The organism is Faecalicatena sp. (assembly GCF_058819085.1).
In genome coordinates this window covers 100,852-123,658 of the sequence record NZ_JBZUUL010000038.1, presented here as the reverse complement: position 1 = coordinate 123,658, position 22,807 = coordinate 100,852, and the positions used below count along the sequence as shown (strand labels likewise).

The 22,807-nt window shown below is 46.8% G+C and carries 19 protein-coding genes; 5 read left to right on the top strand and 14 right to left on the bottom strand.

All coding sequences use genetic code 11. The features are described from left to right. The 3 genes from hypD to AC4OGX_RS18005 all read right to left on the bottom strand — a co-directional run bounded on the left by hypD (position 1) and on the right by AC4OGX_RS18005 (position 4,129). On the bottom strand, positions 1-2,376 hold the full coding sequence (gene hypD / locus AC4OGX_RS18015; protein ID WP_493332054.1) for a trans-4-hydroxy-L-proline dehydratase: 2,376 nt from the start codon (positions 2,374-2,376) through the stop codon (positions 1-3). 4 nt (positions 2,377-2,380) lie between these two features. Then, positions 2,381-3,289, bottom strand: coding sequence for a trans-4-hydroxy-L-proline dehydratase activase (locus tag AC4OGX_RS18010; protein ID WP_493332053.1), 909 nt, complete (start codon positions 3,287-3,289; stop codon positions 2,381-2,383). A 126-nt stretch (positions 3,290-3,415) separates the two neighbouring features. Continuing rightward, positions 3,416-4,129, bottom strand: coding sequence for a pentapeptide repeat-containing protein (locus tag AC4OGX_RS18005; RefSeq protein ID WP_493332052.1), 714 nt, complete (start codon positions 4,127-4,129; stop codon positions 3,416-3,418). Positions 4,130-4,516: 387 nt separating this feature from the next. Between AC4OGX_RS18005 and AC4OGX_RS18000 the strand changes: the two genes are divergently transcribed. From AC4OGX_RS18000 to hydF, 4 genes are all read left to right on the top strand, one after another. Further along, positions 4,517-4,765, top strand: coding sequence for a TM1266 family iron-only hydrogenase system putative regulator (locus tag AC4OGX_RS18000; protein ID WP_493332051.1), 249 nt, complete (start codon positions 4,517-4,519; stop codon positions 4,763-4,765). A gap of 72 nt (positions 4,766-4,837) precedes the next feature. After that, positions 4,838-5,890 carry a [FeFe] hydrogenase H-cluster radical SAM maturase HydE gene (gene hydE / locus AC4OGX_RS17995; RefSeq protein WP_493332138.1) on the top strand — a complete coding sequence of 351 codons (1,053 nt, stop codon included), beginning with the start codon at positions 4,838-4,840 and terminating at the stop codon, positions 5,888-5,890. 44 nt (positions 5,891-5,934) lie between these two features. Further along, positions 5,935-7,356: a [FeFe] hydrogenase H-cluster radical SAM maturase HydG gene (hydG, locus tag AC4OGX_RS17990; RefSeq protein ID WP_493332050.1), complete on the top strand. Its 1,422-nt coding sequence runs from the start codon at positions 5,935-5,937 to the stop codon at positions 7,354-7,356. A gap of 73 nt (positions 7,357-7,429) precedes the next feature. Next, positions 7,430-8,647, top strand: coding sequence for a [FeFe] hydrogenase H-cluster maturation GTPase HydF (hydF, locus tag AC4OGX_RS17985; RefSeq protein ID WP_493332049.1), 1,218 nt, complete (start codon positions 7,430-7,432; stop codon positions 8,645-8,647). A gap of 166 nt (positions 8,648-8,813) precedes the next feature. On the opposite strand, the gene AC4OGX_RS17980 is transcribed toward hydF, so the two are convergent. The 4 genes from AC4OGX_RS17980 to AC4OGX_RS17965 form a co-directional block, all read right to left on the bottom strand. Continuing rightward, complete coding sequence (locus tag AC4OGX_RS17980) at positions 8,814-11,069, bottom strand: sensor histidine kinase (protein ID WP_493332048.1); 2,256 nt, start codon at positions 11,067-11,069, stop codon at positions 8,814-8,816. Continuing rightward, positions 11,041-11,739 (bottom strand): response regulator transcription factor, encoded by a 699-nt coding sequence (locus tag AC4OGX_RS17975; RefSeq protein ID WP_493332046.1) that lies wholly within the window; start codon positions 11,737-11,739, stop codon positions 11,041-11,043. The genes AC4OGX_RS17980 and AC4OGX_RS17975 overlap by 29 nt, the downstream gene beginning before the upstream one ends. Positions 11,740-11,785: 46 nt before the next feature. Continuing rightward, on the bottom strand, positions 11,786-12,442 hold the full coding sequence (locus tag AC4OGX_RS17970) for a hypothetical protein (RefSeq protein ID WP_493332045.1): 657 nt from the start codon (positions 12,440-12,442) through the stop codon (positions 11,786-11,788). A 101-nt stretch (positions 12,443-12,543) separates the two neighbouring features. Beyond that, a complete protein-coding gene (locus tag AC4OGX_RS17965) occupies positions 12,544-13,053 on the bottom strand; it encodes a DedA family protein (RefSeq protein ID WP_493332044.1) in 510 nt (169 codons plus the stop codon). Positions 13,054-13,319: 266 nt separating this feature from the next. Between AC4OGX_RS17965 and AC4OGX_RS17960 the strand changes: the two genes are divergently transcribed. Beyond that, positions 13,320-13,727, top strand: a complete 408-nt coding sequence (locus AC4OGX_RS17960) for a hypothetical protein (protein WP_493332043.1) — start codon at positions 13,320-13,322, stop codon at positions 13,725-13,727. A gap of 253 nt (positions 13,728-13,980) precedes the next feature. Here AC4OGX_RS17960 and AC4OGX_RS17955 read toward each other — a convergent pair whose 3' ends face one another. From AC4OGX_RS17955 to AC4OGX_RS17925, 7 genes are all read right to left on the bottom strand, one after another. After that, a complete protein-coding gene (locus tag AC4OGX_RS17955; RefSeq protein ID WP_493332041.1) occupies positions 13,981-14,547 on the bottom strand; it encodes a CDP-alcohol phosphatidyltransferase family protein in 567 nt (188 codons plus the stop codon). A 15-nt stretch (positions 14,548-14,562) separates the two neighbouring features. Continuing rightward, positions 14,563-15,969 (bottom strand): glutamate synthase-related protein, encoded by a 1,407-nt coding sequence (locus AC4OGX_RS17950; protein ID WP_493332040.1) that lies wholly within the window; start codon positions 15,967-15,969, stop codon positions 14,563-14,565. A gap of 54 nt (positions 15,970-16,023) precedes the next feature. After that, positions 16,024-17,718, bottom strand: coding sequence for an extracellular solute-binding protein (locus AC4OGX_RS17945; RefSeq protein ID WP_493332039.1), 1,695 nt, complete (start codon positions 17,716-17,718; stop codon positions 16,024-16,026). Next, entirely contained in the window at positions 17,715-19,436 is a 1,722-nt protein-coding gene (locus AC4OGX_RS17940) for a sensor histidine kinase (protein WP_493332037.1), read from the bottom strand. The genes AC4OGX_RS17945 and AC4OGX_RS17940 overlap by 4 nt, the downstream gene beginning before the upstream one ends. Continuing rightward, a complete protein-coding gene (locus tag AC4OGX_RS17935; protein WP_493332036.1) occupies positions 19,408-20,943 on the bottom strand; it encodes a response regulator transcription factor in 1,536 nt (511 codons plus the stop codon). Before AC4OGX_RS17935 ends, AC4OGX_RS17940 begins: the two co-directional genes overlap by 29 nt. A gap of 127 nt (positions 20,944-21,070) precedes the next feature. Continuing rightward, positions 21,071-21,910 carry a carbohydrate ABC transporter permease gene (locus AC4OGX_RS17930; protein ID WP_493332035.1) on the bottom strand — a complete coding sequence of 280 codons (840 nt, stop codon included), beginning with the start codon at positions 21,908-21,910 and terminating at the stop codon, positions 21,071-21,073. Next, positions 21,910-22,752 carry a carbohydrate ABC transporter permease gene (locus tag AC4OGX_RS17925; protein ID WP_493332034.1) on the bottom strand — a complete coding sequence of 281 codons (843 nt, stop codon included), beginning with the start codon at positions 22,750-22,752 and terminating at the stop codon, positions 21,910-21,912. Before AC4OGX_RS17925 ends, AC4OGX_RS17930 begins: the two co-directional genes overlap by 1 nt. Positions 22,753-22,807: the final 55 nt, after the last annotated feature.

The window sequence follows — 22,807 nt, the reverse complement described above, 5'->3', positions numbered from 1 at the left end:
TTAGTTGAAGCTCTGCTCCGTTCTCTCAATGATCTCATCCTGCAGTGCCTTACTCAGGTTTCTGAAATGATCACTGTAGCCTGCCACACGCACGATCAGGTCTTTATAATCTTCCGGATGTTTCTGTGCCTGGATCAGTGTCTCTTTATCAATAACATTGAACTGGATATGATGTCCGTCCATATTGAAATAAGTACGCACTAAGTTCGCCATCTGCTCCAGACCTTCCTCTCCTGCGACAACGCTCGGAGTAAACTTCTGGTTCAGCAGTGTACCGCCAGTCTGCAGATGATCCATCTTTGCGCAGGACTTCACGACTGCTGTCGGTCCGTTTGTATCGGCTCCCTTCTCCGGTGAGATCCCTTCGGAAACAGGTTTGTGCGCCAGACGTCCGTTCGTACTTGCCATCATCACATCGCCAAAGTAAACATGGCATGTGGTCGGCAGCATATTGATCCGGTACATTCCACCCAGCATATTCGGTCTTCCGGTCACCTGGCTTCTGTAATACTCAAATACAGACTTCATGATGCTGTCAGCGTAATCGTCATCATTGCCATACTTCGGAGTCTTATTGCGGACAAGGTTCAGGATTCTGTCATGCCCCTCAAAGTTATCATCCAGTGCCTTCATCAGCTCTGCCATGGTGAACTTCTTCTCTTCATAAACATTATATTTTACTGCTGCAAGGCAGTCTGTGATCGTACCGATACCAACCCCCTGCAGGTACTTGGTATTGTATCTTGCACCGCCGCCATTGTAGTCTTTTCCTCTTGAGATACAGTCATTTGTAATGATAGAAAGGAATGGTACCGGCATGTTTTCTGCATAGATCTTCTCGATGACATTGCTTCCCTGGATCTTGATGTCGATGAAATACTTCATCTGCGCCTTGAATGCATCGAAAAGCTCATCATATGTCTTGAAATCCTCTGCATTGCCAAGCTTCAAGCCAAGCTGTTTGCCTGTCATCTTATCATATCCATTATTCAGTGTCAGTTCGAATACTTTCGGGATATTAAAATATCCGGTCAGGATATAAGCCTCGTTTCCAAATGCCCCCGTCTCTACGCATCCGCTTGTACCGCCGCGTCTGGCATCTTCCAGTGATTTTCCTGCATTTAACAGCTCCTGGATGATCGCCTCAGTATTGTAAAATGCCGGCTGTCCCCAGCCCTTTCTGGATATCTCACATGCACGTTTTAAGAACTTCTGCGGTGTCTTTCTGCTGATCTGGACGTTAGAGCTTGGCTGCAGCAGTTTCATCTCATCCATGCAGTCCAGGATCAGGTAGCTCACATTATTAACGCCGTTCTCTCCGTCCGGTGTGATCCCGCCTGTATTCAGGTTTGCAAAATCTGTGTATGTGCTGCTTTCCTTTAACGTGATCCCTACCTTCGGCGGCGCCGGCTGGTTGTTAAATTTCACCCACAGGCATTCTAACAGCTCCAGTGCCTTCTCGTCATCCAGGCGGCCTTCCTCCACATCCTTCTCATAGAATGGGTTTAAGTGCTGATCCAGGCGTCCCGGGCTGTATGCATCCCATGGATTTAATTCACTTGTCACTCCTAAATGTACAAACCAGTACATCTGGATCGCCTGCCAGTACGTCTCAGGCTTGTGAGCCGGTACCACATCACAGTTTGCTGCGATCTGGAGCAGCTCCTCTTTCCTCTTCTCGTCTGTTTCCTTTTCAGCCAGCTCTCTTGCATAAGCGGCATATCTCTCACCCAGGATCATGATCGCATCACAAGCAAGCTTCATGCCCTCTAATTCATTTTTCTTATCCAAAGCCTCCGGATCATTCATAAAATCCAGGCTGTCGATAGACTTCTGGATGTCCTCTTTATAATCCAGGAACCCTTTCTCGTAGATCTTTACAGAACCAACTGTATGTCCTGGTCCTCTCTGCTCCATAAACTCAGTGAAGATACCAGCCTCATAGGCATCCTTCCACTGCGGTGTCATCTGGCGCAGGATCTTGCTTCTCATGGAGCGTTTCTCCCAGTATGGGATCATTACTTCTTCCTGGATCTTATAGTCCTCTTCTTTGACCTTGAAATTGATCAGCTCACGGTCATTCATGACATGCATATCCTCAACAGTATGACAGCAGAGCTCCGGGAAGGTCGGCGCAGCCTGAGGGGAGTCTCCCTTTTCTCCGACGATCAGCTCTCCCTCCCCGATATATAAGGTTTTCGTTGAAAAATAGTCTTTGAGTACCTGCCCGCGAAGCTCCGGTACTGACAGCTCGCCCTCATACTTCTTGTAAGTCTTCGTCTCACTGAGTGCGCGCTCTAGATCGATGTGCGCAGGAGTCTCCAGACTTAACTTTCTAAGGCTTTTGATTCGTGCATTCATTCCTCTTTCTTCCATGTTCTTAACCTCCTATTTTTACATTATGGTATCCGGCTTGCTGGAATAGTTCCACAAAATGATTCATTTCCTCATTACTCGGTGCATGCAGGTCTGTTCCCTCATAGCACATCCCGGCTTTCTGGTACTTCCCTGACCCGGTGTTATGGTAAGGCAGCAGATTCACCTGTGCGGCATGGATGTTCTTATCCTGCAGGTATGCGATGATCGCATTCATCGCTTCATCCGTTCCGTTCACCTCTTTGATCGTTGGGATACGGATATAGATCCTTGCTCCCGCCTGATTCAGCTTTTCCAGGTTTTCAAGGATCAGCTCGTTGCCTGCGCCCATATAGGCTTTATGTATCTCGTTGTCCATGGTCTTGATGTCATATAAAAATGTGTCCACATAAGGCAGGATCCGCTCGAAATTCTCATACGGCGCCTGTCCGCATGTATCGATCGTTACAGAGATCCCGATGCGGTGAAGCTGTTTGACAAGCTGTTCCACATAATCCATATCGGCAGTCATAACTTCGCCCCCGGATAAGGTCACCCCTCCGCCGGACTCCTCATAAAACATCTCGTCCTTCCTAAGCTCCTTAACTAATTCATTAATGGAATACTCTCTGCCTGCGATCTCACGTATGTTCAGGAGGCAATGGTCAACACATTCTCCGCATGCCGTACACTTTGTGCGGTCAGTCACAGCCTTTGCATCCTTTAAACTCACTGCCCCGTTGGGACAGGCTGCTGCGCATGCTGCGCACCCTGCACACTTCTCCTGGTCAAAAAGCAGTTCCTTCTTATAATTCTGTGTCTCTGGATTATGACACCAGACGCACCGAAGACGGCATCCCTTGAAGAAAACCGTCGTGCGTATCCCATCTCCGTCATGGATGGAATACTTCTGAATATCAGTGATCAGACTCATGATAACAACCCTCTCTTAGACTTCTTGTGAACAACACTTTTCATCGTGTTAGACTATTGTTCGTACTATAGTCTAAAAATACCACAAACCACGTTGTTTGTCAAGATTTTATCAATGCATCCTTTCCTAATATTGGATCGCATCTTCTCTGGTCATCCAAAAATGAATTCCTGTTGTGGAATCATTCCACCTGTCCTCATCAAAGTCAGACACCTCTACCCATTCCCCCGTCCGGTAAACAAAATTTTCATCCACAGTGGACCAGGCCTCTTTATAATATTGGGAGCAGTCAACACTTTTTATGACCAGTACCTTTGCCTTACTGCATCGGCAGGAATTCCTGGTTGCCGAGGTCCGCTTCGCATCCGCAGGAATCAAAAGCTCAACGATCCTGTTATCGCAGCATTTCTTATAACCGATGAAAGGTCCGGTTTCCGGGCAGTATAAGCGGAAAAACTTTGTATTCTCGTCTGTTATACAGCCTTTCAGGTCAGCCTTTTCCAGCACCGCGCAGAATAGGTTCGCACCGCGGATATCACAGCCGCTCATATCGATCCCCCGAAATGCGCCGGATGTCAGATCTGCATCCCGCAGGACTGTCCTGCGAAGTGTACAGCCCTCAAACCATGTATTATTCAGTATGCTGCCCGACAGATCAGCTTCGTCCAAGACCACATTGTAAAAGGAGGAGCGTGAAAAATCAATCAGGCGCAGGTCAGTCCCTGACAAATCCATATTTCTCAGGACTCTATCCTTAAGATCTAAGAGTTCACCCATCCTGTCAGACTGCCGGTACGCCTGTACCGCCATAAGCAGTTCTTCCTTTCGTAATTCCTGCATCCTCAATCCTCCCCGCCATTATAAGATCATATATAAGATCATAAATATGACTGCATATGTCACAGAAGCCTTTCTTTTATCATACCATAATTTACTTATGTAATGCTGCCGATTACCGCGCCTCATTTTTGACCATTTTGCACAAAATCAGAAACTTTCCACACTCCTTATTGTGAATTATGATCCATCATGTTATAATTTAATTCTAATTTGTTCTGATTACGAAGGGCCGCACCTGAGTAAAAAGGCGCACAGATGAATACAGCAAAGGCATTTTCCGTGGGGATATTATACCCTTTTTCCCCGATTTTCTGCCTTTATGGATACCTGCGCCTCTTGGTGCAGGTATTTTTTCGTTATTGGAAATAAGGAGGTTATCGACATTATATGGAGACGAGAATAGCCCTGATCGGAATCATCGTAAGCAATATGGATTCCGTGGATGAGCTGAACCACCTGTTAAGCCAGTATGGACAATATATTGTAGGCAGGATGGGAATCCCATACCGCGAGAAGGATATTTCCATCATCAGTATAGCGATGGACGCACCGAACGATATCATCAGTGCACTCTCCGGCAAGCTTGGAATGCTGCCGGGAGTCAGCACAAAGACAATCTATGCAAAGCCGAAGTAGAAAAAGGCTGCACACAGGATCGATCGGTAAGTGAAACAATACAAGATCCAAGATAATAATTCAGAGGTGAATATGAAGCAATTAATCGAAAAACTCGAACAAACCCGCTCACTTACAAGAGAAGAGTGGACTGCACTCATCCGCGGACGGACACCTGAGACTGCAGCATATCTATTTGAGCGGGCACGTGAAGTCAGACACAGATACTATCAGCACGATGTATATATCCGGGGGCTGATCGAATTTACCAATTACTGCAAAAATGACTGCTATTACTGTGGAATCCGCAGGAGCAATCAAAATGCCCACCGTTACAGACTTTCCAAGGAGCAGATCTTAACATGCTGTGATACCGGACACCGCCTCGGTTTCCGCACTTTTGTCTTGCAGGGAGGGGAAGACGGTTACTTTACGGATGAGAGAATGGCCGATATCGTAAGGGAAATCCATACCCGATTTCCAGACTGTGCGATCACCCTTTCCATTGGGGAGCGTTCTTATGAAAGCCTGCGTCTTCTCTACGAGGCGGGAGCAGACCGCTATCTGCTGCGCCATGAGACCTACGATCCCCGGCATTATGAGCAGCTCCATCCTAAGCCGCTTTCTGCTGAACACCGCAGGCAGTGCCTCTGGGATCTGAAAGATATCGGTTATCAGGCAGGGACCGGATTCATGGTCGGCTCCCCTTACCAGACTGCAGAAAACCTGGCAGACGACATGCTGTTTTTAAAGGAGCTAAACCCGCAGATGGTAGGGATCGGACCTTTTATCCCTCATCATGACACGCCTTTTGCCGGCCAGCCCGCCGGAACACTGGAATTGACCTTATATATGCTGGGTCTGATCCGCCTGCTTCTTCCCAAAGTGCTTCTCCCATCTACCACGGCACTGGGAACGATTGCCCCAAACGGCAGAGAACAGGGAATTCTGGCAGGTGCCAATGTGGTCATGCCAAATCTTTCTCCCACAAACGTGAGGAAGGATTATCTTTTGTATGACAACAAAATCTGCACCGGGGATGAGGCTGCCGAATGTAAAGGCTGTATGGAACGGCGTATGAACACGATCGGATATCAGGTCGTGACCGCCCGCGGCGACTCACTGAACACGGATACAGAGCTATAGAAACAAAATTATGAATTCAAAAAAGAAAAATGGAGGGAACAAAAATGTATGATGTAAATTCAAAATGTGCAGATGATTTTATCAACCATGAAGAAATCCAGGAGACTCTGGCCTATGCAGATGAGAATAAAGGCAAAGTGGAGCTGATCGATTCTCTGATCGAAAAAGCAAAGAAGAAAAAGGGGCTGACCCACAGGGAGGCTTCTGTCCTGCTTGCCTGCGATATTCCTGAAAAGAACGAAGAGATCTTTCGGCTGGCAGAGCAGATCAAAAAGGACTTTTATGGCAACCGTATCGTCATGTTTGCTCCGCTTTATCTCTCCAACTACTGCATCAACGGCTGTACATACTGTCCATATCACATGAAGAACAAGCACATTGCCAGAAAGCAGCTTTCCCAGGATGAGATCCGCCGCGAGGTTATCGCACTGCAGGATATGGGACACAAGCGCCTGGCACTGGAAGCCGGAGAGGATCCGGTTCGCAATACCATGGAATACTATCTGGACTCCATCAAGACCATTTACAGCATCAAGCATAAAAACGGCGCGATCCGCCGTGTCAATATCAACATCGCGGCAACGACCGTGGATAATTACCGTCTGCTCAAGGAAGCCGGCATTGGTACCTACATCCTGTTCCAGGAGACTTACCACAAAGAAAGCTATCTGGAGCTTCATCCAACCGGGCCGAAGCATGACTATAATTACCACACCGAGGCAATGGACCGTGCCATGGAAGGCGGCATTGATGACGTCGGAGTAGGCGTTCTGTTTGGACTGGACAAATACCGCTATGAATTTGCCGGACTTTTGATGCATGCAGAACACCTCGAAGCTGCATTTGGCGTAGGACCTCATACGATCAGTGTTCCTCGTCTGCGCCACGCAGATGATATTGATGCAGATTCTTTTGACAATGGAATCGATGACGATACCTTTGCTAAGATCGTTGCCTGCATCCGAATCGCTGTTCCATACACCGGAATGATCATTTCCACCAGAGAGAGCCAGAAGTGCCGTGAGCGTGTCCTGCATCTTGGGATTTCCCAGATCAGCGGCGGTTCCCGTACCAGTGTGGGCGGATACTGTGAGCCGGAGCCGGACGATGCTAAATCTGAGCAGTTCGATGTCAGTGATACCAGAACCCTTGATGAGGTTGTACACTGGCTGATGGAAATGGAATATATCCCAAGCTTCTGTACTGCCTGCTACCGCGAGGGACGTACCGGGGATCGTTTCATGTCCTTATGTAAGAGCGGACAGATCCAGAACTGCTGCCATCCGAATGCTCTGATGACATTGAAGGAGTATCTGATGGACTATGCTTCCCCTGAGACCAAGGCACTCGGTGATAAGCTGATCGAAAAAGAAGTGCTGAATGTACCAAATGAGAAGGCCCGCGCCGTTGTCCTCGAAAATCTGCGTCTGATCGAACAGGACAACCGCAGAGATTTCAGATTCTGATACGTTTTAGTACAGATTATGATATGTTTTAGTACAAGATCCCAGAAACAATTGACTGCACAGGAGGTTACCTATGAGTTTAAATTCCACACCATCTTCCGACCGGGTACATATCGGCATCTTTGGCAGGCGCAATGCAGGAAAGTCCAGTATCATTAACGCCATTACCGGACAGAATCTTGCGATCGTATCCGATGTCAAAGGAACGACCACAGATCCGGTCTTAAAGGCAATGGAACTCCTTCCCCTGGGACCGGTCGTCATGATCGACACCCCGGGGCTGGATGATGAAGGTGAACTGGGGACGCTGCGGATCCAGAAGGCTTACCAGATCCTGAATAAGACGGATATTGCGGTACTGGTCGTGGACGGATCAGTCGGAATGACAAAAGAAGACCACGAGATTCTAAACCGGATCCGTGATAAGAACATCCCATATGTGGTCGTATTTAATAAAGCAGACATCCGTACCTGCATTTCTGCAGGCGGATCTTTTGCAGAGCTGCCGGATATCCCCCGGGAGAATCTCATTGCTGTCAGCACAGTAACCGGAAAGAATATCTGTGAGCTGAAAGAACTGATTGCACGCCAGGCGCCTGCGGATGAGGAGAAGCTGCGGATCGCAGCAGATTTTATAGAGCCCGGTGATTTTGTAATCCTTGTTGTCCCCATCGACAAATCTGCTCCAAAAGGACGTCTGATCCTCCCGCAGCAGCAGACCATCCGGGATATTCTGGAAGCCGGCGCCGTGTCCGTTGTTGTGAGGGATACAGAATTACAGGAGACATTTGAACAGCTTGGAAAGAAACCCGGCCTTGTCATCACAGACAGCCAGGTCTTTGGAAAAGTCTCAGCTATTGTACCAAAGGAGATCCCGCTTACCTCCTTCTCCATCCTGTTCGCGAGGTATAAGGGAAACCTTAAGACCGTTGTGAAGGGAGCAAGAGCATTAGACCTGCTTGAGGATGGCGATACCATTCTGATCTCAGAAGGGTGCACCCACCACCGCCAGTGCGAAGATATCGGCACGGTGAAGCTTCCCCGTCTGGTCAGAAAGCATACCAAAAAGGAACTAAACTTCGAATTCACAAGCGGAATCGAATTTCCTTTAGATCTATCAAAATACAAGCTGATCATCCACTGCGGGGGCTGTACCTTGAATGAACGGGAAATGAAATACCGGCTGAAATGTGCGCAGGATCAAGATATTCCGATCACAAATTATGGGATCGCCATCGCACATATGCAGGGAATATTGGATCGGAGTATTGAAATATTCGGGGATATGTAATAAAGGCAGGATACCTATTCATATTTTTCCTGGCATATACTGAATAATATTGTTTTTAGTATACAAGTTAAAAGCGGAAAAACAATTCCCTCTGTTTTTCCGCTTTTTTATACCCAATTATTATTCCGATAATTACGGGGCGCCCTTTGTCTGTCCCTTTGACGCACTATCTTACCAGATGGTACCCTTTTGCCTTGTCTTTCTGATCTATCTGGTGATCCTCAACTCTTTGAATTTCCATTTTGGGCTCTTCTATTTTAAGCTCCTCCGTCTTTCGGGGTTCCACTTCAACAGGGCTCTCCCTTTTAGGCAGTGTGATTTCTGCTTTGAAAAGATCGGCCTCTGTGGAAATCTTAAGCGTTCCATACTGCAGCTCAGTGAAGCTTTTCGCAATGGCAAGCCCAAGACCGGAGCCTTCCGTATTCCTGGACGAATCTCCCCGGACGAATCTGTCTGTGATCTCCTCTGTATTGAAGTTCAGCTCCGATGCCGAAATATTCTTCATGGAGATAGATACTTCCCGGTCTGTCTCCTGCATCTCGATATAGACCCGTGTATGAGGCATCGCATACTTGGTAATGTTCACGATCATGTTTTCAAAGATACGATATGTTTTCTGACTGTCCAGCCAGAGTACGATCTTGTGGTCCGGCAGTTTCCATCTAAAGTCCAGATTTGATTCCTGGATCTTATTGTCATATTCCAGTCCTACCTGCTTAAGCAGTCCCACAATATCCACATCCATAAAGTTCATGGTCACATTCCTGCTCGTTGCCTTGCTGATCTCAAACAGATCTTCGATCAGAACTTTTAGTCGCAAAGACTTTTTGTCTAAAACTTCGATATATTCTTTCCGCTTCGCTTCGTCTGTCTCATTCTTTAATAAATCTGTATAGGTGATGATCGCTGTCAGCGGTGTCTTTAAATCATGGGAAACATTCGTGATCAGCTCGGTCTTCATCCGCTCGCTTTTCACTTCCTCCTCCACCGCTTTCTTGAATCCCTTCTGGATCCGGATCAACTCACCCTGGATCGGATTAAAGATTCCCATATCTCCGGTCAACGGCGTATCCAGATCTCCCTCTGCCAGCTGATTGGTGGACCGCAGAAGAAGTTTGTATTTTTCCTGAATGTCACTGAAATATTTCCTCAGGAACAAAAACAGCACTACTGAATAAATAACAAGCGCTATAAATCCATAAAACCAAAAGGTACAGATCACGATCAATACTACAAAATTAATTGCCACGATCTTGAAGATCGTCCGATTCGTCTTATCCCGAAAATCCAAGTGCATCATCGCATCATACTGCTTGCTGCAAAATAACTTGAACCGGCTCCAGATCCCACCTGCACCGTCTTTCACTTTTTTACCATACGCATTACCACCTCTTTTTGTCCATCTGATAAATCTTGCGCATAATGTTCGTTCCCTCCAATATGCCTTCTTCATTGTAAACATATGGCTTAAGCAGACACTTCCCCAGAATACGACGGTAAATACAGCCAGCCATACCAGCAGATTGATGAGGAAGGAGAATACCTCATTCCCAAAGCTGTTCGCTCCCGGGATGACCGCCGGAAACTCCCCGCTGATCGTAAGCCATACCATCTCCGATATCATATACGAAAATCCTGCCAGAATGCCCAATACACAGATTACGATTTCAAACGGCACCGCAAAAATCTGATGTGTACCAAATGCAAAGCTTTTTCTGACTGTCAGGAAAAGTCCCGTCAGCATGACCACGATTACAAGCAGAGTGATCATCCAGGTATACGTCGAATTCTCGAGTAAATGGTACGTCTGATAATACTGGGCAGATTGATTTCCCTGCAGATATGCATCCAGATTTTTCTCTGTCATGCCATAGATGATCTGCACGCTGGCCGGTTCTGAAATATCACTGTAGTCATACTGCTGCCAGCCCAATATATTCTGTTCGATCGTAAACTGCTCCCGTTCATCGATCCGGCTGCCGCTGATCCTTATATCCTTTAGTTCACCGGAATCATCATATGTAAATGCTGCCCGAAAAGCATACTCAGAAGAATCTTTTTTTACAAGCTTCGCCAGGGTATCTTCACCGTTCTCTGTAAGCAATGCTTTCCCCTGATAATCAAACACTTCGTAATCCATGAATTTACGCATCAGCTGGAACCTGTCGTTGCCATACTCTTGCAGAACATACGCCGGGTCAGTCTCCTCGTACACCTCGTTATATAAAATAGCATTCCCCTCGATCAGGCTGCTGGCCATCTCCAAAATCATGGACATCTCCACTGATTCCCCGGACCGTTCATCGTTTAGCTGATCCGAATAGATCCGATAGCTCAGTACCATTCCCACGGAGCTAAGCAATATTACAAGTGCAGCAATAATTACCGCAAGTCTATGGCTGTTTTTCAATTTTATATCCAACTCCCCACACCACCTTCAAATATTTTGGGTTCTTCGGGTCTACCTCTATCTTCTCCCGAATATTCCGCACATGCACCATGATCGTGTCTGTGCTGATCGCCTTTTCCTGCCATACCCTTTCGTAGATTTCTTCCGCTGAAAAGACACGCCCCGGATTCTTAGCCAATAATAGCAAAATCTTATATTCGATCGGCGTCATTTTCACAGGATTGCCATCCACAGAAACCTCCACCGTATCTTCATTTATCTCAAGTCCGCCGATCACATGCACATTCTCCTTAGGCTCCAGCTTTTCTAAGAACCTTCTGTAACGCCGCAGCTGTGAATTCACTCTGGCCATCAGCTCCATCGGCGTAAAAGGCTTTGTCACATAATCGTCAGCGCCAATATTTAACCCCATGATCTTATCTACTTCCTCTGATTTCGCAGAAAGCATGATAACCGGGAAGTCATACTTCTCTCTCAGTTTCATAGTCATACGGATCCCATCCATCCGCGGCATCATCACATCCACAATGGCAAGATGGATCTCTTCTCGTTCCATCACCTCAAGCCCTTCCACTCCGTCCGCAGCCTGAAATACCTCATATCCCTGGCTCTGCAGATAAATCTGGACTCCTTCCCTGATCTCTTTATCGTCTTCTACAATTAAAATATGATTCGTCTCCATAGCTTCCTCCTGATTGTTCTGATCACATGATAGTCTGAAAGTACTTTCAGATTGCTGCATTTTCCTGCAGAGGGGTCTGACCCCTTTGAATTATACCACATTTTATCGCACTTGCACTGATTGGAAGTTCTGGAATATTATTTTTATTTATCTCACCATAATTATGGGCCGCTACTGTTACAGTAGAAAATGGCAGCGGAATAACATATTGGTCCCACCTCCATGTCAGGCGCAGTTTTGAGGAATAGGAGACGCTGATGCCCACAAAATCCTCCCGGGACTGTTCTGATAAGTAGAACGCCAGCTTTTTAGGTTCATGCCTGGGGCCAAACGGACCGTCTAATGCGACAGCTATGGAACGGGTCCTTTCATAGGAATTCTGTAAAATCTTCTTGAGCGCCTTAAAGCTTGCAAACCCATCCGGCACCCTGAGTGCACTGCCTCCGCACTGTTCGATGATCTGCTGGATATGATCTCCTCTCTGATCGGATGTCACAATTACATCTACAGGGCTTGTATTCTCTTCCAGTTCGTTAAGCGCCAGATTCATAAACAGGCTGTCTTCATGCCAAAACCCAAAAATCTGCGTTCCGCCGCACACGGAGTTTTCTGCCCACTCGATGGTTATCGTCCTTTTCAAAAGCTTTAAATAACCTATAAATAAACTTACCAGGATACTCTGTCCAATATTTTTCGCCCTCATATTTTACGTCCCTCTTCTCTCTTCCAATAACTAATGCACAATGCATAATGTGCAATAATGAATGCTCAATACCCGGTACGCAGTACATTATGCGTGTCCTTTTATGCCAGTACTTTTATAGCAGTCTCTCCGAAGAAATACCCTGCACCGACAAAAACCAGATTCCAGATAAAGATTCCCATCAGAGAACTTACCGTATATTTCAGGAAATCCATCCGTACCATCCCCGCGGGAATCGAAATGATCGTCCTCGCAACAGGGACCAGCTTGCTGACAAATACACCGGTACTGCCCTTTTCCCGGAGCATTTCCATCTTTTCTTCAATCACAGCCTGATGTTTTGGAAACTTTTTGAAATAAGCACCCATCACCTTCTGTCCGCCGAGCCTCCCCAGCAGATATAAAAGCCAGCTTCCTGTCAGCCCCGCCGCCACGGACAACACCATCACGACCGGGAAACTAATCTCTCCCTTGGCTGCCCAGATCCCTGCCACCGGCATAATCACGCCTGCCGGAAATCCCGGAAGGTTCATGTATTCCAATAAAACGATCAGATAGATAAAAAAGGCGCCATATTGAAGAAAATATTGAGTTAATGCTTGAATATTCATAAAAAGGCCTCCTTTTCAAAATCTGTCTTTATCATAAAACAGATTTCTAAAGGAGGCTCATAAAAGAATCGAAAGAAATTCTTAAGGAGTCCTAAGAAATTATGAATCCCGTGCCATCTTCCAGTACACATTTTTCTTTATATTAATTCATATAGTAGGTTTGTACTATATTGCATTTTCCCTTTGAAGCCACTATAATGAGATTTAAAACAGATACTAATGTAGATACAAGTTCAATTTATCAAAAAGGAGGCTCTTGATATATAGTGAACACTGCCAGTAAATATCAGAATGAAAGATGCCTTATTTTTGATGAATCAGGAAATCTCGGAAATTCTGGTCGCTATTTTATTATTGCATGTATCGATACTACAAATTATAAATCTCTCCATAATGTGATGAAAAAGAAATTGGGAACAGCTAAGCAAATGTTCCAGGAACTGGCTTGCCTGCATTCAAATGAAATCAAAGCCAAAGATGCATATCCATGTATCAAATACCATATTCTTGAAACTATAGCACGAAAAGAACTTTCTATTTCATATATCGCTGCTGATTATGTTGCTAACGCGCTTTACGGCTGGTTTGAGTATGAAGATCCTATCTATTATGATAGATTCCATTCTAAAATACATCATGCTTTAAAGTTTCCGTATAAGAATTTTGGGAAATAGGAAACATTTGATGTAGCAATTTTGCATATTTTCATAAAAAATATTGCACGATTTCCATTCATATGGTATCATAATGGAACCAAAAGTATATACTGTAATTATATGGGTGCGTAAGCCTGTAATAGTGTGTGATTATTTTAAACATAAGTTGCCTATGTGGTAACCACTATTATAGCGGCACCCATTTCTTTTATCTATTAGTCAAAGCGGATATTTAGCATCCACTTTGACTTTTCTTTGATATAATTACAAATTATGAATCCCGTGCCATCTTCCAGTACACAGGTATATAGGATATAAAGGAAAACAAAAGCAGCGCCCCGCAGAGAAGGATCAGCCCATTGGCCGCCTTCATGGATATCTGCGGGAACAGGATCAGCACAAACATCACCACATACAGCACTGCCGTACTGACTTTTCCAAACCATTTGGCCCCATCCAGCATCTTCCCCCTTCGAAGCATCATGATTCCCATGATCCCCATAAACCCTTCCTTGATCACAAGAAGAACCACAAGAGCGATCATATAGGGGAACCGCACCGATAAAGCCAGCACGATGGCTCCCTGGGTCAGCTTGTCTGCGATCGGGTCCAGGGCCTTCCCCACCTTTGTGATCATATGGAATCTCCTCGCCACAAACCCATCCAGGAAGTCTGTGATCCCCGAGACTCCTATGATCACTGCTGCAACATAGTAATCATAAACCGTCTGGGCCGTCACATACCTCCACACAATGAACGGGATCAGGATAATCCTGAAATATCCCATCAGATTAGGAATGGAAAGCAGCTGTTTACGGATCGGTGTATCTTCATTCATGATCTGCCACCTCTTTTATGCATGAGGGATATCTGTATATTCAGAAATTTCCCTGCTGATCGTACACAGATCCTCTACACTCAGATCATGAATATCCGCATGTCCCGTGATCCGCCCGAATGTCTTAAGTTCTGCAAAACTGCAGTTCAGGAAATTGCCGACTCTTTGAGAAGCCGCATCGATCTTCAATCGTTCCCGCAGTTCCGGGTTCTGGGTTGCAACTCCCACCGGACAGTTTCCGCTTCCGCAGATGCGGTACTGCTGGCAGGCCGCCGCGATCAGCCCCGCTGATGCCACTGCCACTGCATCCGCGCCCATGGCGATCGCCTTCGCAAAATCTGAGGATACACGCAGTCCCCCTGTGATCACCAGGCTGATCTCATCTGCCCCATGCTCCCGCAGATACTTCTTTGCACGATACAGTGCATAGATGGTCGGGACACTGGTGGCATCGCGTATCAGACGCGGACTTGCGCCCGTTGCACCGCCGCGCCCGTCGATCGTGATAAAGTCAGGCTCGGCAAACACACAATACTCCAGATCCTTCTCGATCCTACCTGCTGCGATCTTGATTCCGATCGGACGTCCGTCAGATGCGATGCGAAGCTGTGAGACCAGATCCTTTAGGTCCTCCTTCGAATTGACCTCCTCGAACTTGGAAGGACTGATCACATCCTGCCCCAGAGGCTTATTCCTGACAGCCGCGATCTCCGGGGTCACCTTCCCACCCGGCAGATGTCCGCCCATCCCAGGCTTCGTTCCCTGTCCGATCTTCAATTCGATGGCATCCACATTTCTTAAGTTCTCCGGGGTCACACTATATTTATTTGGAACATATTCAAAAATATACTTATGCGCCGCCTCCATCTCCTCCGGCAGAATCCCGCCTTCACCGCTGCACATTGCCGTTCCTGCTATGGCAGATCCCTTTGCCAGGGAGATTTTCGTCTCCTTCGAGAGAGCCCCGAAAGACATATGGGAAATATATACAGGCCCCTCCAGAACCATCGGTTTCTTCGCTTTCTTTCCGATCACAGTACGAATATTCACCTCTGCGTGCTCGTCCAGCGGAGGCGGATTCAACTGCGCCCCCAGGACCAGGATATCATCCCACCCCGGCATCGGCATCTTTGTCCCCATTGCCTCGATGATCGGTTTCCCGGTCACTGCCATCTGATGGATCTCCTCCATGAAACGGCAGGAATCATCTCTCCTGTAGAACTCCGGAGCATACGCAAGCGGGTCCTGTGCCTTCTCAACAGAAGGAATTTCGTGTTCTTTTACCGTCTCCTCACTGTCCTCCTCCTGGAAGACTCTGACTGGCTGCCTGCATACCGGACACACACTCAATTCCTGAAACGGCACTTCTTCTTTGTCTTCATCGTAAATAAACCCACATACTCCACACTTAAACTTTGCCATAACACATCCTCCTTCTGTTTTGCTTCACTGTAAATCTGCTGTTTTTTCTTCTGTCTAATTCCCATATCCGTCCTGTACCTGCTGTGTCAGAACATCCCCTCCTTCCCGGTACCACTCCTGTACAAATTGATCAAAATAGTCCAATGGCTTCTCTCCACAGATGATCTGCAAAAATGCCTTATTCTCCAGGCTCTGCAGATATCTTGGGATCTCTCCGTCTGCCTCCCCCATTGCCAGAGGCAGTTTTCCCCTGCCTGATTCGGCAAGCAGGCTGACTGCCTGGATCCGGGACGCATAAGCTGCCCATGCATTGACTGTCGTCATATTTTTATCCTTGTAGGACTTGCATGTCTCATAGTAAGCCCTCTCCATTCCATTCAGCTCCTGTATACGCATCTCTTTATTCATTACCTTCATAATGTTATCTGTGGTGCGGTAAATGCTGTCCCAATAATCCACATTGATGTTCAAGGGACGCGCCGTAGGATCTACATTCATGGAAAAATAATCGTTGATGTCCCGTGCATTCCGGTCCTCATAGCGGGCGTAATCAAAAAGGACACTGATATATTTTCCCACGATCTCCGGGTGTTCGTATCCTTTTCGCACCACCACATATACCCAGTCATTATAGGACTCTAACACCGGCTTTTCCCTCCGGTTCAAAAGATACGGCTTCCAAGCCACCGCCCGGTTTCCCTTACTCGTTGTACTCAAAGGATTGTTTGGAGCCCACCAGTAACCAAACAGGGCGCCGCACTGCCCCTTGGCTACCATCTCATCCAGATTTTCTGTCCGCCGCAGGAGAAAATGGGGGTCCAGGATTCCCTGTTCATACAGCTTATGCATATAGCCTAATGCTGCTTTTGTCTCCGCCATAACGGAGCCGTAGACCACATTCCCGTCGGCATCCAAGGTCCATTTTCCGGGAACTGCCCCGAACTCTGTGAAAATAGGGTCTGCCCCATATGTAGAGCTGCTCCCTGAAACAAGCTCCGTACTCAAAGCCAGTCCCACTGTGTTGTGGTCCCCTGCCATGTCTGCCTCCACGAATCTGTTGAGGATCTCCATCGCATCCTCCATCGTCCGGGGTTCTTTAAGCCCCAGCTTTTCGATCCAGTCCTCCCGCATCCAGATCAGCATCGTTCCCTGATCCACCGCCGTATCGGGAAATGCATACAGTTTCCCGTCAAAAGTGGCAGAATCCAGAAGATTTTCCCCGCAGCTTAGATACATCTCCTTGATCCGGTCTGTGGTACATTCCTCATAGACCTTGGACAGATCCTCTACCTTTCCCTGCCTGACCAGCTCTTTCAGAGTATCCCTTCCTTTGATCACAAGGATATCCGGAATATCATTATCTTCGATCGCCATCTCCACCGCCTGCTCATAAGTTGCACCGTCCTCCAGCTCAAATACATCCTGGTTCTGGATATTAAGCACCTGTCTTAAATACCGGGTATAGGCGTTATCCTCATAAGTGGCGCCCACAGGAAGATTTGCATGATTGGCTCCCGCGATCTTTCCCAGCGTATAGGTCACCGTTTCAGGATATCTTCCAAGTGGTGTATGCGCCGCCTTCTTCACTTCTTCCTCTAGATCTTTCTTTGATTCCTGCAGCTTGTTAGTCTCATAAGTCTGCTTCTCCTTCGTCTGCCGGCATCCACTTATAGATACCGCCGCAAGTCCTCCCATAAGGAAAAGGCAAATGCCAAGCCGGATACTCAGACTCCGTTTCCTACTCTTCATGCCAGATCGATCCTGCTCCTTTCCTGTGCTCCTTTTGTCTGTTTAGGTATCACGATTTTCACAGAAGTTCCTTCTCCTTCTCTGCTTACGATCTCCATGCTGCCTTCCTCTTTATAAAGCAGCTTGATCCTGTCATATACATTATGCACCCCATAGCCCGGGGACTGATATCCAAGAATTTTGTCTGCCTGTTCCTTTGACATTCCATTTCCATTGTCTGTCACACCGAACACAAGCTTTGTTCCATCCTCCTGAATGGTAATAGAAAGCTGCCTCTCTGACCGCTGCGACAGATCAAGTCCATGGTCAATCGCATTCTCCACCAGCGGCTGAAGGATCAGCTTCGGAATCTCATAATGGAACAAAGAAGCGTCGATCTCCTCCGTAACCCGGAAGTTATGGTCATGCATGATCAACTGGATCCGCAGGTAAGCGCGGATATTGTTCACCTCATTCTCCACCGTTGTCATAGTCTCCCCCCGGTTTAAGCTGGTCCTGTAATAGGTAGAAAGATCCAGGGTCACCCTGCTGATCTCATCCTCCCCGGCTTCGATCGCCTTCCAGTTAATGATGGAAAGAGAATTATACAGGAAATGGGGATTGATCTGTGCCTGCAGTGCCCGCATCTCCGTATGCTGCAGCTCGATCTTCGCCTCATACACCTCTGATATCAGCTTGTCCAGCTCATCCATCATCCTGCTGAATGAGCGGATCAATGTTCCCACCTCATCCTTGGATTCACTGTGTACCGTCACCTTACGAAACCCCAGCTGTACCTGGTTCATATTCTCTGTCAGCCGTTCCAGACAGGACACCAGACGTTTAGAAAAGAAGTAGCTCAAAACTGCCAGAAGAATGATACAGATCCCGATGATAGGAATATTACGCATCACCAGCTGATAGGTCGATCTTGTGATCACCTTTTCAGGACGGTACAGACAGAATGTCCAGTCTGTATTGGACATGGTCCTTTCCGAGCATACATAATGATCTCTCAGATATTCCAGAGAGTCGCCCTTTTTGGGACGGTATTCCTGTTCCATGGAATGATCGGAGTAGACCACCTTTCCCTCCGCATCCAGTACGATCCCGCCCGTATTATCCTTAAGCAGATTGCGAAATGGCTCCAGAACCTTCTGATAGTCCAGACGCATCTCAAGGACCGCTGAGATATCCTGATCTCCATAAAACTTACGTGCGGCAACGATCTCTTTCTCTGCCCCTCTTTTGACAAACCATTCCAAAAGATTTCCGTCTGTCATATGAGAATACCACGCCTCGTCCTGTATCTCACTCAAGGGAACCAGAGTCGTGCCATGGGCCACCTTAATATTATCCGAATATACCGTGATCCCCTTGATCTCCTGATGATACACCAGCGGCATTTCCAGAATCGGGTCCACCACATCCGTATAATGGACATAGTTCTCATAATCCCCGCCCTCTTTCTGGTTCAGAACATTTCTAAGATCCTTAGAATAAGACAGATAATCGATCAGGTTTTCATAGATCTGTACCTGGTTTTCAATACTCTCCACCGCCTGGCTCACCGATTTATCCATACTGTCCGTTTCTTTGGATTTCAGCTGCCGGATCATGCCTGTCTGCATATAGGCAACAATGATGGCAACCGGGATGATTCCCGCCGCGATCGTAAGCAGCATGATCTTCTTCCTGTACTTTAAATCTTTATATTTCTGTAGCAACTTCCTGATCATTCATATCTCCCCGTCTGCATGACTCCGGCGAATTCCCAAAGAACTCGCGGAAGCTCCTGCAAAAATAAGATGTATTGGAAAATCCTACCGCCTTTGCGATCTGTGTGATCTTCATGTTTGTATCCCCAAGCATTTCCTTTGCCTTATTCATCCGCACCTCACGGATAAAACGGTTCAGATTCATCCCGGTCTCTTCCTTGAACACGGCACTAAGGTATCCCGCAGACAGATACACCTGCTCTGCCAGCATCTCCACACTCAGGTTCTGATCATAGTTATGGCAGATATAATTCTTGACCTGGGCAACCTCCCTGCGGAAACCTCCGTTGTTCTCCTGCTGCACCTTTTCCAGATCCCGGATACACTTCTCTGTGATCCTCAGCACTTCCCGGATAGTCCTGCACCGATAAAGCCGGTCCACTGTCCTGGAAAGCTCCTTTTCCCCCACAGAAGGCATCGCCTGAAAGATCTCCTTCACGATCCCGGAAAATACAAACTTCACATACATCTCAGAAAACTGCTTTTCCATGCAGTAGCGCTGTTTTAACAGGAGGAAGTCCTGCCACAGCCGTGTCATATCCTTATATTTGATGTCCGCCGAAATGCTCTCCAGCACCTCCGCATCCCGGACAGCCTCCAGGCTTACCTCCTCCGGCTTATGCCCGACGACAAAAACATGCTGCTTGGGCTGGTAAAACTGTTCCTCCAGTAATTGCTCCATCTTCTGCAGCTGCCCGGGCATCTCCCGGATGCCCCCGATCTGCTCACTGACTACAAAATAGCATTCCGCATCATAGTGCTGGTGGAAAAGCTGGTACATCTGATCCGCAAGATGCTCATATTTTGCATACTTCTCAGAGAATAAAAAGAGTGACTCATTTGAATTTAGATTCAGGTAGAAGAAGTTCCTTCCGATCTTCTCCTTCAATGCAAAAGAAATCGGTTCCTCCTCGGATTCAAAAAAATTATCAGAGCTGCCTGCCAGGATCATTCTTGTATATCCGTCAAACTCCCCGGATGCGATCTCTTCAAGCTTACGCACTTCATCCTCATTCCCCGTATAAAGATAATTCAGCAGAAAATACTTCTTTAGATTTTCTTCTTCCTTAAGACGCCGCTGCTCCTGCTCGGAACGCATACGGATCTTTTCCGTCACCCGGGTGAATGTCTTATGGAATTCTTCGGGATCGACCGGCTTTAACACATAATCCACCACACCATAGCGCATAGCATCTCTTGCATAGGTAAAATCATTATAACCGCTGAAGATCACGATCTCCATCTCAGGGGCAAGCTCCCGCGCCTTCTCTGCCAGTTCCAGCCCGTTCATATAAGGCATCTTAATATCTGAAAACAGAAGATCAACCTTCCTGGATGTCAAAATCCCCATCGCTGCCTTCCCGTTCTCTGCCTCCAGAATCTCTAACTCCTCATTTTCCCGTTTCAAAAGAAATTTAATTCCGCTGCGTTCCAATTTTTCATCATCCACTATCAATATCGTAATCATTTTCATGTCCCTTTTATGTATTTGAAAACAGCAGTGCCCGCCTGCCTCTACGACAGAAGGATACTGCTGCTTCTATGTTTACGAGTCTTTTTTATTATAAATCATCTGTCCGGACATTACAAGCTTTCTACCCTTTGACCGCACCGGCCACAACACCTTCTATAATATACTTCTGACATGCAAGATAGAAAATAATGATCGGCACGATAGCCAGTACCAGAGTTCCCATCATCGCCCCCATATCTACAGAGCCATATCCCCCTTTCAGGTACTGCACCGCGATCGGGATAGTCTTATACTTTTTAGTATCCAGGACAAGCGACGGCAGAAGATAGTCATTCCATACCCACATCGCCTGCAGGATCGTGACCGTCACACAGGTCGGTTTCGTGATAGGCATGACGATCTTAAAAAATGTCTGCAGAGGTGTACAGCCATCGATCATTGCCGCCTCTTCGATCTCCAGCGGGATCGATTTCATAAATCCTGTGAACATAAAGACCGCAAGCCCCGCTCCGAATCCCAGATAGATAATGATGATCCCCCAGGGATTTCCAAGGTGCAGCATATTTGCAACCTTTGATAATGTATACATCTCCATCTGGAATGGTACGATCATCGCAAAGAGGCAGAGCAGGTAAAGACCACTGGTAAACTTTGTATGTACCCTGCTGATATACCATGCACACATGGAACAGCACAGAATGATGGCTGCCACTGAGCCCACGGTAATAAATAAACTCCAGCCAAATGCAGAGACCAGCCCCGTCTTTTCGATCCCCCGGATGTAGTTTTCCAGACCAACAAACATGTTGTCCGCAGGCAGCTTAAATGGGAACTTACTGATATATACCTTTTTCTTAAAAGAATTCAGAAATACAAGAAGAATAGGGTATAAATACAGTACGCTGAGGATGGTAAAGAAGACAGTCCAGATCCATCCATGCTTTATCTTTTTCGTCTTCATTACTGCTGCACCTCCTTTGATCTGGTCAATCTATTCTGAACCACTGCGATCACTCCTACAATGATAAAGAATATGACGGCCTTCGCCTGTCCCACGCCCTCATATCCGGCTCTGCCATAAAACGTATTAAAGATGTTGAGTGCCAGCAGCTCGGACATCTTGGACGGTGCTCCGTTAGTCAGTGCCAGGTTCTGGTCAAAAAGCTTGAATCCATTTGTCAGCGTCAGGAAGGTACAGATCGTAATAGACGGCATGACCATCGGTATGATCACACTCTTTAATACCTGCCTGGAGCTTGCACCGTCGATCTTCGCCGCTTCGATCAATTCTCCCGGAATATTCTGAATACCGGAAATGTAGATGATCATCATATAACCGACCTGCTGCCAGCACATCAGTATGACCAGTCCCCAAAATCCGTAGACAGAGGAATATGTCAGTGTTCTTTCCATTTTTGCCAGGATTCCGTTCAGCAAAAGCTGCCATACATATCCCAGTACGATTCCTCCGATCAGGTTTGGCATAAAAAATACGGTACGGAAGATATTTGTTCCCTTTATTCCCTTTGTCAGCAGCATTGCTACCGCAAAAGCAAGTACATTGATCAGCAGTACAGATACGATCGTGAACAATGCCGTATACCACATTGCATGCAGAAAGGCCGGGTCATCCAATATCTTCAAATAATTTTCCAGGCCGACAAATTTCCCGTCCGTCACTGTCGTAAACTTACAAAAGGATAAATATATTCCCAGCAGAAACGGAACTATAAATCCGATCGTAAATGCAATCAGCGTAGGCAGTACAAATATCGGAAAATGTTTTTTTATCGCTTTTTCCATCTTCTCACTCCTCACGTTTGGCACTGTTTTCCTTTAACAAAAGCTCCGTCAAACC